Raw genomic sequence first — 14,503 nt, forward strand, 5'->3', positions numbered from 1 at the left:
GCATCTCTACCGCAGTGGTAAACAGATTTTACTATTGCAGTAGAGATGCTTCGACAAGCTCAGCATGACGGTTCAATCAACAATTTGTCATGCCAGATCTGTCCATAAATTTTGCCGGTATCAAGTCGCCCAACCCGTTCTGGCTGGCTTCGGCGCCGCCCACCAACTCGGGCTACCAGGTGATGAAAGCCTTCGACGCGGGCTGGGGCGGGGCCGTGTGGAAAACCCTGGGCGTGCCCGTCGTCAACGTGTCGAGCCGCTACGGGGGCGTCAATTACCGGGACAAGCGCCTGGTCGGCTTCAACAACATTGAGCTGATTTCGGACCGCCCGCTCGCGGACAACCTGCGCGAAATCGAGGAAGTGAAAAAGCGCTTTCCGAATCACGCCGTCATTGCCTCCCTGATGGTGCAGAGCCGGCAGGAGTGGCACGACATCGTGCGCGACGTAACCAACGCCGGCTCCGACGGCATCGAGCTCAACTTCGGCTGCCCCCACGGTATGTGCGAGCGGGGCATGGGCTCGGCGGTAGGGCAGGAGCCCGAGGTACTCCAAACCATTGTGGAGTGGGTGATGGAAGTGGCCAAGATTCCGGTCATTGTCAAGCTCACGCCCAACATCAGTGACATTACCGAGCCCGCCATGGCCGCCCGCCGCGGGGGCGCCGATGCCATTTCGCTGATTAACACCATTCAAAGCATTGTGGGCGTGGACCTGGACCTGTTTGCGCCTTACCCAATCGTGGATGGCAAAGGCTCGAACGGCGGCTACTGCGGCCCGGCCGTGAAGCCCATTGCCCTGAATATGGTGAAAAACTGCGCCCAGCACCCCGAGGTGCAGCTGCCCATTTCCGGCATTGGTGGCATCGAGAACTGGCGCGACGCGGTGGAGCACATCCTGCTGGGTGCCAGCAGCGTGCAGGTATGCACGGCGGCCATGCACTTCGGCTTCGGCATCATCCGGGAAATGACCAGCGGCCTGGAGCAGTACATGACCGAAAAGGGCTTCCACACGATATACGACATGGTGGGCAAGGCCCTGCCCAACGTGAAGCACTGGGAAGACCTCAACCTTAAGTACAAGGTGACGGCCGATATCAACGAGGAAAAGTGCATCGGCTGCCAGCTGTGCTACACGGCCTGCGAAGATGGTGCCCACCAGGCCATTCGGCTGCAGGAAGGCAGCCGCACGCCGGAAATCATTCAGGAAAACTGCGTGGGCTGCAACCTGTGCTCCTTGGTGTGCCCCGTGGAGCAGTGCATCACAATGGAGCGCCGCGACGACGGCACCGAGCACCTGACCTGGAAGGAGCGCACCGAGGCTGGTACCATCCCCACGGAGTTTAATGATGAGCGGGCCGGGGGCCGGCACCACTGGGTGCCCGAGCCCGCCGCGGCTCTGGGCAAGGAAAAGCATAAAACCCTGCCCGGCAAGGCCCGGCAATACGCCGCTGCTGATGCTGCCGCCCTGGAAGCTACCCCCGCGGCCGGCGCCGAATAGGAGCTGATTTTACCCAAGTCCCACTTTCCGGTGGGCAGCCGCAAGCGGCTCGGTGCTGGGAGTTTCCCGGTGCCGAGCCGCTTCACTGCGTTTATAGCTCAGCACTAAGCTGATGAAGAGGTCGTCTATTAAGTAAATTTTTTATTGCGTAAATACCAATGTATGAAGCAGTAGAAGGCATGTTAAAACAAAAGTTATATTATTTATTGCTTAAATTCTAAATTATCCGTTACTTCATCTCGCTACTCTTCTACATCCCACCTACTGTAGAGCCCCAATCCCTTACTCGCCTCCTCACCAACAGTAGTTTATGGAACGGTACCGACACTATTCCGACGCTTCGCGCCTAGTGCTACCCGTCGTGGACGTGGTCCTAATTTTTGCGGCCTTCCGCTTGGCGAGCCGCATGATTTGGGGGACCTGGCATTTTACGGGTTACGCGCCCTTTTGCTTCGTGATTTTCGGTTTGGTGTGGTGGCTGCTATCCGGGCAGTTTGCCAACATCTACCGGGTCGACAAGCTCATTACCTACCCCGAGAAGCTGCTCTACCTGATGCGCACTTTCCTGCTGCACGCCTTTATCGTGCTGGCTGTGGTGCTGGCCCTGGAGCTCAACTGGCTGTCGTTGCGCTACATTTTTGCGGTGTACAGCTTCTCGGTGGCCGGCGTCGTGGGGGCGCGGTTTCTCATCACGTTTTGCTACCGGGCCTACCACCGGCACGTGGCCCGGCCCCATACCCGCTTCGTGATTGTGGGCGCGGGAGAAAGTGGGCAGGAGCTGTACCGCTTCCTGGCTTCCCACGACCCGGTAGGTAACCAGTTTCAGGGCTTTTTTGCCGATGAGCCCGTGGCGGAAGGACTGCGCCCCTACGTGCGGGGCCCGCTGGCCGAGCTGAAAAACTACTGCCTGCGTACCACCATCGACGAAATCTACTTCACGCTGCCCCTCGACCAGCACGAGCTCATTGAGGAACTGTCGCAGTTTGCCGACGACCATTTTCTCTCGTTCCGCATTGTGCCCGACTTCCGTGGTACGGTGCGCCGGGAAGTCAATGTGTACTTCTACGACCATATGCCCATTCTCACCATCCGGCACCAGCCCCTGGGCATCCGGACCAACCAGGTGCTAAAGCGGGTGTTTGACATTGGTTTTTCCCTGGCCGTTATCCTGCTGGCCTTCCCCTTTATTATGCCGCTGCTAGCGTTGCTGATCAAGCTCGACTCGCCCGGGCCGGTGTTTTTCAAGCAGATGCGGCCCGGCAAGCGGAATCAGCTGTTTCCGTGCTTCAAGCTGCGCACCATGCGCGCCGACCACCGCCAAACCGAGTTGCAGGCTACCTTCGGCGACCCGCGCATAACCCGGGTGGGCAAGTACCTGCGCAAGTACAACCTGGACGAACTGCCGCAGTTTTTCAACGTGCTGCTGGGCCATATGTCGGTAGTGGGGCCCCGGCCCAACATGGTGTCGCAGCTGGAGGAATACTCCAAGCACATTCGCACCTACCAGATGCGCCACGCCGTGACGCCCGGCATCACCGGCTACGCCCAGGTAAACGGCTACCGCGGCGAAACCCGCGCCCCCCAGGCCATGCGCAAACGGGTGGAATACGACCTGAAGTACATGGAAACCTGGACCTTTGGCCTGGACATGAAAATCATCGGCAAAACGGTCTGGAACATGATTCGCGGCGAGAAAAACGCCTATTAGCGGTGAGCTGGTGAATGAGTGAAGTATTCAATTGGCGCAGACTGCGCGGATAGAACTACAACTCATTCACTCATTTACTCATTCACTCATTCACTCATTCACCGATGTTGCCCAAGCGCCAAGTCCTGGATTCGTGGATTTCTACCGGTACGCCGGCTGACTTCGTAACGGCCATTCTGGCGTTGGGAGCGGCCCGGTCATCGGCCTACGTGTGCTGCGCCAACGTGCACATGGTGGTGGAAGCCCAGCAGCACCCCGATTTTCGCCGCATTCTGGACGAGGCCGCCATTGTCACGCCCGACGGCAGTCCGGTGGCCGCAGCCGTGGGCTGGTTTCACAAGCAGCCCCAATCCCGCATTGCGGGCATGGATTTGCTGCCGGCTTTGCTCAGTGAAGCGGCCCGCCGGGGGCAGTCGGTGTACTTCTACGGTACTACCGAGGAGGTGCTGGCCGCCATGGTGGCCCGGGCCCGGCGCGAGCTGCCCGACCTGAAAATTGCGGGTACCCATTCGCCGCCCTTCCGCCCGCTGACCCCCGAGGAAGATGCTGCCGAAGTAGCCGCCATCAACGCCGCCGACCCCGATTTGCTGTTCGTGGCCCTGGGTTGTCCGCGGCAGGAGCGCTGGATGGCTGCCCACCGCGGCCGAATTCGGAGCTGCATGCTGGGCGTGGGCCAGGCTTTTCCGGTGTATGCCGGCCTGGAGCAGCGCCTGCCCACCTGGGCCCGGCGGCTGTGGCTGGAGTGGGCTTATCGCCTGTATCTGGAGCCCAAGCGCCTGTGGAAGCGTTATTTGAAGACCAATACCCGGTTTGTTTACCTCATCACTCAGCGGGCTTTGTCTTACGGCCTGGGACGGCCTCCAGTAGTAGCCGAAAGCGAGTAAGCTGCAAACGCGGCAGCAGTATTTTTATATGGACTATACTTATTAGCAATTGATTTATTTTAAAAAATATTAATAAAAATTATTGACAATATTATAATAAGTACTATCTTTCATCAGCTAAGAAGCAACCAGTAAGCCGCGCCTTACTCCCGACATCGTCTTGTCTCCTCCGATTCCTTTTTAACTAGTATCCACACAGCATGAAAGCAGTCATTCTTGCGGGCGGCTATGGCACCCGAATCAGCGAAGAAAGCGGCGTACGCCCCAAACCCATGGTGGAAATTGGCGGTAAGCCCATTCTCTGGCACATTATGAAGATTTATTCCCACCACGGTATCCGGGACTTCGTGGTGTGCTGCGGCTACAAAGGCCATATGATTAAACAGTACTTCTCGGACTATTTCTTGCATAACTCCGATGTGACGTTTCGGATGGACCGCAACGAAATGCAGATTCACCGCAGCAATGCCGAGCCCTGGACCGTGACGCTGGTCGATACCGGGCAGGAAACCATGACCGGCGGCCGTTTGCGCCGCGTCAAGGAGCACCTCGACAACGAAACCTTCTGCCTGACCTACGGCGACGGGGTCGGCAACGTCGATATTCAGGCCGCCATCCGCCACCACCAGGAGCAGGGCGCTTTGGCCACGCTCACGGCCGTGCGGCAGCCGGGCCGCTTCGGAGTTTTCTCGCTCGGCGACGAATCTAGCCGCATTTCCAACTTCATGGAAAAGCCCGAAGGCGGCGAGACGCCCTGGATTAACGGAGGCTTCTTCGTGCTCGAGCCCGCCGTGTTCGACTACATCGACAGCGACGACACGGTCTGGGAAAAAGGCCCGCTGGAGCGCCTGGCCGCCGATGGGGCCCTGGCGGCTTACCGCCACACTGGCTTCTGGCAGCCCATGGACACGCTGCGCGACCGGAACATGCTGGAGGAAATGTGGAGCACGGGCAAGGCCCAGTGGAAAATTTGGGGGAATACCGTGGCGACGCCCGACCCCGTGCTGACCGACATCCTGACGTCGGCAGTGGCTGCCCCGGCCGGGCAGCGCGTAGCGGCCCCCACGCTGCTGCCCAACGCCTAACTTCTTTGTAAACAGATAATAACACCTTTCCGCTCTGGCGCGGCTGGCAGCTTATTGCCCGGTATTTTCTCCATTCCACTGCTTCTTTGTATGCAACGCATCCTCATAACTGGTAACATGGGCTACGTCGGGCCCGGCGTGGTGCGCCATCTGCGGCGCGTATTCCCCAAGGCCGAGCTCATCGGCTACGACATGGGCTACTTTGCCCACTGCCTCACCGGCGCCCAGCGTCTGCCCGAGTCGCGCCTCGACCGGCAGCTCTTCGGCGACGTGCGCCACCTGCCCGATTCGCTGCTGCAGGAAGTAGACGCGGTGGTGCACCTGGCCGCCATTTCCAACGACCCGATGGGCCAGACCTACGAGGACGTGACCCTGGAAATAAACTACCGGGCCGGTATCTGGCTGGCCCGCCGGGCCAAGGCCGCCGGCGTCTCGTCGTTCGTGTTTGCCAGCTCCTGCAGCATGTACGGGGCGGGCGGTGAAGGGGCCAAAACCGAGCAGTCGGAGCTGAACCCGCTGACGGCCTACGCCCGCAGTAAGGTGCTGAGTGAGCAGGAACTGGCCCCGCTGGCCGACGAGAGCTTCCGCGTGACCTGCCTGCGCTTTGCCACAGCCTGCGGCTGGAGCGACCGGCTGCGCCTGGACTTAGTGGTGAATGACTTCGTGGCCGGGGCCGTGGCCACGGGCCGCATCAGCATCCTGAGCGACGGCTCGCCCTGGCGACCCCTGATTCACGTGCAGGACATGGCCCGGGCCATTGAGTGGGCCATTGGCCGGCCCGCCGACGTGGGGGGCAGCTTTCTGGCCATCAATGCCGGCTCGGAGGAGTGGAACTACCAGGTGCGGGATTTGGCCGCGGCCATTGCCGACATTATTCCCGGCACCAGTGTGGAGCTCAACCCCAGCGCGCCGCCCGACAAACGCTCGTACCGGGTGGATTTTAGCTTGTTCCGGCAGCTGGCCCCCAATCACCAGCCCCAGCGCACCCTGGCCGACACCATCACCGAGCTGCGCGACGGGCTGATTCGGATGGGCTTCCGCGACCCAGAATTCCGCTCGTCGCACCTGATGCGGCTGCGCGTGCTCACGGCCCTGCGCGAGAGCGGGCAGCTGGACGAAGGCCTGAGTTGGGCCGCGGAGAAAGTTGCCGCGCCGGCCAAGGCCACGGAGCCCGCCGAACTGGCCTTGTCCTGACCTCTGAATCCGCCAAACCTCTTTTTCACCACCGCTACACCTTCTTTCCTATGATTTTCACGGAGACTGAATTATCGGGTGCTTTCATTATCGACGTCGACCGGCTGTCCGACGAGCGGGGCTTCTTTGCCCGTTCCTGGTGCGAAGACGAGTTTGCCGCCCACGGCATCCTGATGCCCCCGCTGCAGGCCAACGTCTCGTCGAACCCGCGCAAAGGGACCCTGCGCGGCATGCACTTCCAGCTGCCGCCCCACGAGGAAACCAAACTGGTGCGCTGCACCCAGGGCGCCATTTACGACGTCATCGTGGACTTGCGGGAAGAGTCGCCGACCTACGGGCAGTGGCTGGGCGTGGAGCTGACGGCTTCCAGCTTCCGGATGCTGTTCGTGCCCGGCCGCTTTGCCCACGGCTTTCTGACCCTGACCGACAACACCGACGTGTGCTACCAAGTGTCGGCCAAGTACGCGCCGGGCGCCGAGCGGGGCCTGCGCTGGAACGACCCGGCCATCAACATTCAGTGGCCCTTCGAGCCCACGCTGGTGTCGGAAAAAGACAGCAAGCACCCGGACTTTCAGCTCCTGGTGCCCGAAATCCAAGTTGAAGCCCGCCTGGTAGACTAGCGGCACCACCGGACCGGGCCGAGCCGGGTCCGGTGGGCCTTTTTTGCCCGGCTTCAGTATTCACTTCTCATTTGTAACACGCATGATACTAGTAGATAAAGCGCTGGCCGAGCGGCAGCGTCTGGGCCAGCCCATTCGGGTTGGCATGGTGGGAGCGGGCTTTATGGCCAAGGGCGTGGCCCGGCAGATTTGCCGCTACGTGCCCGGCATGGAGCTGGTGGCCATTGCCAACCGCACCCTCGACAAAGCCCGGGCCTGCTACGAGGAGGCCGGCACCCTGGCCCCGCGCGAAGTAGCCTCGGTAAGTCAGCTCGAAGCCTGTATTGCCCAGGGTCTGCCCGCTATTACCGACGACGCGCTGCTGCTGAGCCGGGCCGAGGGCATCGACGCCATCATCGAGGTGACCGGGGCCGTGGAGCACGGCGCCCACGTGGTGCTCGAAGCCATCCGGCACGGCAAGCACATCGTGCTGCTCAACGCCGAGCTGGACGGCACCGTGGGCCCGATTCTGAAAGTGTACGCCGACCGGGCCGGGGTGGTCTACACCGTGGCCGACGGTGACCAGCCGGGCGTGACGCTCAACCTGGCCCGCTTCGTACAAGGCATCGGGGTGAAGCCCGTGCTCTGCGGCAACATCAAGGGCCTGCACGACCCCTACCGCAACCCGACGACCCAAGAAGGCTTTGCCCGGCAGTGGGGGCAGAACCCGAGCATGGTGACCAGCTTTGCCGACGGCAGTAAAATCAGCTTCGAGCAGGCCGTTATTGCCAACGCCCTGGGTATGCAGGTGGCCCGGCGCGGCATGCTGGGCCCCACCGTGGCACCCGGTACGCCCATCAGCAAGGCCGCCGAGTGGTACCCGCAGGAGTTGCTGCTCAGCGGCGGCCCCGGCATCGTAGACTACGTGGTGGGCGCCGAGCCCGGCCCGGGCGTGTTCGTGCTGGGCACCATCGACGACCCGGTGCAGCAGCACTATCTGAAGCTGTATAAACTCGGACCCGGGCCGCTGTACTGCTTCTACACGCCCTACCACCTGTGCCACTTCGAGACGCCGACCACCGTGGCCCGCGCCGTGCTGTTTGGCGACGCGGCCCTGGCGCCGGCCGGCGCCATGCAGGTGGAAGTGGTAACGGCGGCTAAGATTCCGCTGTTTGCCGGCCAGACCCTGGACGGCATTGGCCACTACCACACCTACGGGCTGGCGGAAAATGCCGGGGTGGCCGACCAGGAGCGGCTATTGCCCATTGGAGTGGCCGAGGGCTGCATCCTGCGCCACGACGTGCCCAAGGACCAGGTGCTGACTTACGACGACGTAATCCTGCCCGAGGGTCGCCTGATTGACCAGCTGCGCCAGGAGCAGGCCGCCTATTTCGGGCAGGCCAAGCCCACCAAGGTAACGGCCACGGAGGCTGCCGCCCTGGCGGAGGAATAAGGCTAGGGGTGTTTTTGAACAGAGTACCAGCGCGGGGCCGCTCTTCGAAAGGAGGAGCGGCCCCGCTTGTTTGGGCTCTGAGCCGGGATTTAGCAGCTTAGAGTTCGGGGCCTATTCCAAGTATCAGGTCTGGTAGAACTTGTACCTTATTCAAAAAAATATCGGAATAGGGTACAGACGTGGTGCTTGTTACGACCAAGCCGCGGAATACGTGCCCGGCGGCACCAAAAAGCCCCGGCTGCCTACGCAGCCGGGGCTTTAGAGAATAGTGCTACCCAGAGCTTGCGCGGCTACCTACACCGCTACCGGCGCCGCCGATTGGGGCTGCACGGGCGCCGGTTCGGCCCGGGGCGCGGCCAGGATGCCAGCCACCTGCCGGCGCAACTGCTCGGTGTCGACGATGAGGTCAATCTGGCGGGCTTCGAAGATACCGGCGGGCCGGGCCGGACTCTCGCAAATCATCCAGTGGTAGGACAGGCCCACGCGGGTGGCAATATCGAGGTGCTCGGGCATCACGAAATCCTTGGGCATGAGCTCCAGTACCGGGGTGCCGGGTGGGGCAAACACCAGGTTGGCCAGCCCGGCGCCGATGGGACTCACAATGAGGCGGGCCCCGCTGAAGAGGGCGCGCTTTTCGGCAAAGCTCAGCTCGCCCAGGGCGTAGGTTTCGAAGCCGAACTCCCGGAGTGTGGCTTCCACCTCGGCCTCGTTGAGCACCTGCCGCATTTGCGCGTCGCGGCGCGAAATGTAGACGTGGGGCCCGAAGGTGCGGGTATCGGGCGGGGCCGGCAGGAAGGCCTGCCGCAAAAACTCGCAGGCCCAGGGCGGGGTGTGGTTGCCGGTGCCGCGCACGGGCGTGGTCACCAGCAGCCGCTCGGCCTGGATGTGGGGCGTTTCTTCCACGGCAATAATCTGCTCGGGCCGGATGCCCAGGGCCAGCAGCATTTCGGTGGCAAAGCGGTGGTTACGGTTGTAAATCAGGTAGTAGTCGATGCGCTGGGCAAAGCCGGCGGCCCAGGCCAGGTGCAGGCGGGGCAGGGAGTCAATCAGCCAGTGGTAGTAGTTGCCCATGGCCGCCCCGCCGCCGCCCAGCAGGCTGCACACGGTGCCGGCCAGCTGCCGCGGGGCCCGGAAAAGGCGCTGCCGGAAAATGTTGTTCTGCTCGGGCGTGGTCAGGCGCCAGCCCTTGCGGTTGTGCTGAAACGAGACGTCGCCGACCAGCTGCCCATCGGGGGCAATGACGGCAATACTATCCCAGTTGTCGGCGTAGAGCCGGCCCTGGGGCAGCTCCAGCACGAAGGCCGCATCAACCGGCTCCTGGGTTTTGGGCTTGTGGTGGGTCGAGCCTTCGTAGACGGATGCCACCTGCTCGTAGGCCGCCGAAATGGGCAGCCACGACGTGCGCGCGGGCACTATCTCGTGGTATTTGACCTGCGAGGGGCCGCCGCTAGCCAGCAGCTTGCTGCTGGCCTGCACGCCGCGGGGGCGGTAGTGCTGGTTGTAGGGCACTATTTCCCGCAGGATGCGCCCCGCCCGCCGCCGGATTCGGTCTACTAAGTCGTGATTCATAGCAATAGGCAGTAGAAAGGAAGAAAACGCAAGTCCGGGCCCCGCTTCAGGGCACCAGTTCCTCGGGTGTGTACCGCACGTACTTTTCCCACAGATACAGCCCGTTGAGGGCGGTAAAGGCCAAGCGTAGCGGCAGCCAGCGCAGCGGCCAGGACAGCTCCCGCAACGAGGGCTCGTCGAAGAGGCGGAAGATTTCCTGGGCCGAGGCCAGATCGTGCTGCTTGAGGGAGCGGTAGGTGCCGGCCAGAATAAACTGGTGGAAAAACTTGGCTTTGGCCCGGCGCAGGCGCGACTGGGGCAGCAGGGCTTCGCTTTTCTCGAAAATGCGCAGCAGCTGGCCGATGGTAATCTTGGTGAACATGCGGCTGGTGGCCGCGCCCTCGTGAATGGTGTAGGCGGCCACTTTATCGGGCACGCGCAGCACCGGGTGGTGGGCAAAAATGCGGGCCCACATGTCGGTATCCACGGTGTTGCCCTGCTGCAGGTCGGGGCCGCCGGCTTTGTGGTAGGCGGCTTTGCTGGCCACAATGGCCGGCATCCGGATCAATGACGAATTGGTCAGGACCTGCTCCAGGGCCTCGGCCGGCTGCCACACCTGGCGGCGGCGCACGGTCTGGTGGCGCATCACCCGGCCCTGGCTGTCCACCAGCTCCACGCCGAAAACCAGCACGTGGTGCTCGTCGCGGGCGTGGCGCAGCATGCGCATCATCGTGGTCAGCCCGCCGGGTAGCAGGTAGTCGTCGTCGTGCAGGTGGTAGATGTAGTGGCCCCGGGCCCGGCTTACGCACACCGCAAAATTGTCGACGATGGTGCTGCCGGGCGGGTTGCGGTAGTAGTGCCACTGGTCGGCGGGCTGGCCGGCCAGCAGGCGCTGGGCCATGTGCTGGCAGTCGTCGTTGTCGGTGGAGTTGTCCGATACAATGACTTCCACATCCGGGGGCAGGGGCCCGATGGACTGCAGGGTGCGGGCCAGGAGCTCGGGCCGGTGGTAGGTCGGAACGCAGATACTGAGGAGAGGCTTGTGTGGCATGCCAGGAGAGTGTGGTGCCGGTTGCCAGCCTTGGCGGACCCGGCTTTGGACGAGTTTGCGGGTGTGGCGGATCTGCTGCCAGTTCTGCCACACGTAGTGGAAGGCCGGCAGGGAGGAACGCTCAAACAGCAGGGAATAGGCGAAGATGGCCAGCTGCCGGGGCAGCAGGCGGGGTAGGATGCGCAGAAACTGCCAGCGCGGAATGTTCTTCATCAGCAGCATCCACTGATTCTTGACGGCATCCTGCTTCATGACTCCCGCCAGCCGGGTGCGCAGCCGCAGCTGGCCGGGTAAGAACTGTCGGGGGTGCAGGGCGCGGCAGGCGGGCTCAAACCAGGTGCGCCAGCCGTAGAGCCGCCCGCGCCAGGCAATGTCCCAGTCTTCCTTGTGGGCAAAAAAGCGGGGGTCGAAGAAGTAGCCTTCTACCCGCAGGTCGTTGATGAAGTGGCGCCGCAGCAGCGGCAGGGCCCCGTCGGCCCCATCCACGTAGCCGGCAGTAAGATTGGCGGAGCTCAGGCGCTGCCCGTGCAGGCGCAGGCTGTAGCGCCCGTCGGGCAAGGCCGTCATGCCCGCGCTGTCGATGGTGGGGTCGGCCTCCGTCGTTTGCACCAGCAGCCCGCACACCACCCCAATCCGCTCGTCCTGCCCGATGGCTGCCAGGGCCCGGGTCAGGTAGTCTGGCTGCATCACCACGTCGGGGTTCACCAGCAGCACGTAGGCGCTGTCGGAATGGTCGAGGGCGTAGTTGTGGCCCCCGCAAAAGCCGGTGTTATCGGGCCGGCGGTACAGGCGCAGGCGCGGGTCGGTGGCGGCCAGGGCCTCTACCCGGGCGCAGGTGTCGTCCTGGGAGTCGTTGTCGATTACCCAGAGCTCGAAGTCCCGGTAGGTCTGGGCCAGGGCCGCGGTAAGGCAGGCTTCCACGAAAGCAGCACTGTTCCAGGTAACGAGGGAAAGCAGAACAGGGGGCATAAGCGGGACCGGCGGCGAGGTGACAGGAGGAGGAGAAGCGAAAAGCGAAAAGCCACCGGGTAGCTCAGAGCAGCCCGGCGGCTTTCGGGTGGGAGCTAGGCCAGGGCCTGTAGCGGGGAGTGCGGCACGGCGGCGCGCCAGTCGGCGGAGGCAATGACGGCCTGTAACCCCTCGGTCAGCTCAATCTGATGGTGCCAGCCCAGCTCGTGCAGGCGGCTCACGTCCAGGAGCTTGCGCGGCGTGCCGTCGGGGCGGGAGAAGTCGTAGATGATTTCGCCCATGAAGCCGGTCAGCTCGGCAATCAGCTCGGCCAGCTCCTGAATGGTCAGGTCCTGGCCGGTGCCGATGTTCACGGGTGGGGCGCCGTCGTAGTGCAGCATCAGATGCAGGCAGGCATCGGCCAGGTCGTCGACGTGCAGAAACTCGCGGCGCGGCGTGCCCGTGCCCCAGATGGTGACGCGCGGCGACCCTTGCTCGGTGGCTTCCCCAAACTTGCGCAGCATGGCCGGCAGCACGTGGGAGTTGGCCAGGTCGTAGTTGTCGCCGGGGCCGTAGAGGTTGGTGGGCATCACCGAAATAAAGTTGCAGCCATACTGGGCGCGGTAGGCCTCGCAGAGCTTCAGGCCCGCAATTTTGGCAATGGCGTAGGGCTCGTTGGTTGGCTCCAGGGCCCCGGTGAGCAGGTATTCTTCCCGGATGGGCTGGGGGGCCAGCTTGGGGTAAATGCAGGACGAGCCCAGAAACAGCAGTTTGCGCACGCCCTGCACCTGGCTCTGGCGCAGCACGTTGCTCTGAATCATCAGGTTGTCGTAGAGAAAGTCGGCCCGGTAGGTGTTGTTGGCGTGAATACCACCCACCTTGGCGGCGGCCAGAAACACGTACTCCGGCTTTTCCTGGGCGAAAAACTCTTCCACGGCGGCTTGGTCGCGCAAATCCAGCTCGGCGGAAGTGCGGGTAATCAGGTTGTCATAACCGGCCCGGCGCAAACGGCGCACCAAGGCCGCGCCCACCATCCCGCGGTGGCCGGCCACATATATTTTCGCGTGTTTGTTCATAGAGTGAAGGAGTGAAGTGGTGAAATGGTGAGCTGGTGAGATGGTGAACTGGTGAGTTGTCGTTCCGCTTGCACAGTCATGCGCAGCTTGAACATCAAACTCACCAGTTCACCACTTCACAATTTCACCTTATTCATCATGGTAGAGGATCTGGTGGCCGGCTTCGAGCAGCACCGTGTCGCGGCGGAAGAGCTGCACGTCGGCCTGCACCATGTCGGCTACCAGGGCGGGCAGGTCGTACTGTGGCTCCCAGCCCAGCTCGGCCTTGGCCCGGCTCGGGTCGCCGATGAGCAGCTCGACTTCGGTGGGCCGGAAATAGGCCGGGTCCACGGCTACCACCACCTGGCCGGCGGCCACTTGGTAATCGGGATTGGTGCAAGCCACTACGTAGCCCACTTCATTCACACCCTCGCCCACGAAGTTGAGCTCAATGCCCAGCTCGGCAAAGGCCAGCAGGATAAAGTCGCGCACGGTGGTCGTCACGCCGGTGGCAATGACGTAGTCGCGGGCCTCGTCCTGCTGCAGCATGCGCCACATGGCTTCCACGTAGTCGCGGGCGTGGCCCCAGTCGCGGCGGGCGTCGAGGTTGCCCAGGTAGATTTTCTGCTGCAGACCCATGGCAATGCGGGCCACCCCGCGGGTGATTTTGCGCGTCACGAAGGTTTCCCCCCGCATCGGCGACTCGTGGTTGAACAGGATGCCGTTGCAGGCGTACATGCCGTAGGCTTCGCGGTAGTTTACCGTAATCCAGTAGCCGTAGAGCTTGGCCACGGCGTAAGGCGAGCGGGGGTAAAATGGAGTAGACTCCGACTGCGGCACCTGCTGCACCAACCCGTACAGCTCCGAAGTGGAAGCCTGGTAGATGCGGGTTTTGTGGGTCAGGCCCAGGATGCGTACCGCTTCGAGCAGGCGCAACGTGCCCAGCCCGTCAACGTCGGCCGTGTACTCGGGCGTGTCGAACGACACCTTCACGTGCGACATGGCCCCAAGGTTGTAAATCTCGTCGGGCTGCACCTCCTGCACGATGCGGATCAGGTTGGTAGAGTCAGCCAGGTCGCCGTAGTGCAGCTTGAAGCGCACGTTGGCCTCGTGCGGGTCCTGGTAGAGGTGGTCGATACGGTCGGTGTTGAAAAGTGAGGAGCGGCGTTTGATGCCATGAACCTCGTAGCCTTTGCTGAGCAGCAGTTCGGCCAGGTAAGAACCATCCTGACCGGTAATCCCGGTAATAAGTGCGCGCTTCATAGAAACCAGAAAATGACGGAGTGAATCAAAAGCAGCTGAGTAGCTCCCTGCAGCTGTATTGTGCTCAATAGAACTTTATGACCAAATTATTGCATTTAAAACGTGATAAGCAATAGTTTGGATAAAAATATTTATTTTAAATATGAGTAAAGTCAAAATAATATTCCTCCTCCAGTGGCTTCGGCTGGGCTGTTGCCAAGCACAAAAACGGGCCGC

General features: G+C 62.3%; 11 protein-coding genes. 7 read left to right on the forward strand and 4 right to left on the reverse strand.

The features are described 5' to 3' along the window. The first annotated feature begins 89 nt into the window (after positions 1–89). The 7 genes from preA to CLV45_RS05990 all read left to right on the forward strand — a co-directional run bounded on the left by preA (position 90) and on the right by CLV45_RS05990 (position 8,422). Positions 90–1,499, forward strand: coding sequence for an NAD-dependent dihydropyrimidine dehydrogenase subunit PreA (gene preA / locus CLV45_RS05960; RefSeq protein ID WP_100335463.1), 1,410 nt, complete (start codon positions 90–92; stop codon positions 1,497–1,499). A gap of 310 nt (positions 1,500–1,809) precedes the next feature. Next, on the forward strand, positions 1,810–3,207 hold the full coding sequence (locus CLV45_RS05965) for an exopolysaccharide biosynthesis polyprenyl glycosylphosphotransferase (protein WP_100335464.1): 1,398 nt from the start codon (positions 1,810–1,812) through the stop codon (positions 3,205–3,207). A 104-nt stretch (positions 3,208–3,311) separates the two neighbouring features. Next, a complete protein-coding gene (locus tag CLV45_RS05970; RefSeq protein WP_245882717.1) occupies positions 3,312–4,091 on the forward strand; it encodes a WecB/TagA/CpsF family glycosyltransferase in 780 nt (259 codons plus the stop codon). A 200-nt stretch (positions 4,092–4,291) separates the two neighbouring features. Next, positions 4,292–5,176 carry a glucose-1-phosphate cytidylyltransferase gene (gene rfbF, locus CLV45_RS05975; RefSeq protein ID WP_100335465.1) on the forward strand — a complete coding sequence of 295 codons (885 nt, stop codon included), beginning with the start codon at positions 4,292–4,294 and terminating at the stop codon, positions 5,174–5,176. Between the two features lie 90 nt (positions 5,177–5,266). After that, positions 5,267–6,370 (forward strand): NAD-dependent epimerase/dehydratase family protein, encoded by a 1,104-nt coding sequence (locus CLV45_RS05980; protein WP_100335466.1) that lies wholly within the window; start codon positions 5,267–5,269, stop codon positions 6,368–6,370. Positions 6,371–6,420: 50 nt separating this feature from the next. Beyond that, positions 6,421–6,990, forward strand: coding sequence for a dTDP-4-dehydrorhamnose 3,5-epimerase (gene rfbC, locus CLV45_RS05985; protein ID WP_100335467.1), 570 nt, complete (start codon positions 6,421–6,423; stop codon positions 6,988–6,990). An 82-nt stretch (positions 6,991–7,072) separates the two neighbouring features. Beyond that, entirely contained in the window at positions 7,073–8,422 is a 1,350-nt protein-coding gene (locus CLV45_RS05990; RefSeq protein ID WP_100335468.1) for an NAD(P)H-dependent oxidoreductase, read from the forward strand. A 294-nt stretch (positions 8,423–8,716) separates the two neighbouring features. Here the strand turns inward: CLV45_RS05990 and CLV45_RS05995 are convergent, their stop codons facing one another. The 4 genes from CLV45_RS05995 to gmd form a co-directional block, all read right to left on the reverse strand. Next, positions 8,717–9,991 carry a glycosyltransferase family 61 protein gene (locus CLV45_RS05995; RefSeq protein ID WP_100335469.1) on the reverse strand — a complete coding sequence of 425 codons (1,275 nt, stop codon included), beginning with the start codon at positions 9,989–9,991 and terminating at the stop codon, positions 8,717–8,719. A 46-nt stretch (positions 9,992–10,037) separates the two neighbouring features. After that, positions 10,038–11,990, reverse strand: a complete 1,953-nt coding sequence (locus CLV45_RS06000) for a glycosyltransferase family 2 protein (RefSeq protein ID WP_100335470.1) — start codon at positions 11,988–11,990, stop codon at positions 10,038–10,040. Positions 11,991–12,085: 95 nt separating this feature from the next. Then, positions 12,086–13,045 carry a GDP-L-fucose synthase family protein gene (locus tag CLV45_RS06005; RefSeq protein WP_100335471.1) on the reverse strand — a complete coding sequence of 320 codons (960 nt, stop codon included), beginning with the start codon at positions 13,043–13,045 and terminating at the stop codon, positions 12,086–12,088. Positions 13,046–13,174: 129 nt separating this feature from the next. Continuing rightward, positions 13,175–14,287 (reverse strand): GDP-mannose 4,6-dehydratase, encoded by a 1,113-nt coding sequence (gene gmd, locus CLV45_RS06010; protein WP_100335472.1) that lies wholly within the window; start codon positions 14,285–14,287, stop codon positions 13,175–13,177. Positions 14,288–14,503: the final 216 nt, after the last annotated feature.

This window comes from Hymenobacter chitinivorans DSM 11115, assembly GCF_002797555.1.
Taxonomy (GTDB): Bacteria; Bacteroidota; Bacteroidia; order Cytophagales; family Hymenobacteraceae; genus Hymenobacter; species Hymenobacter chitinivorans.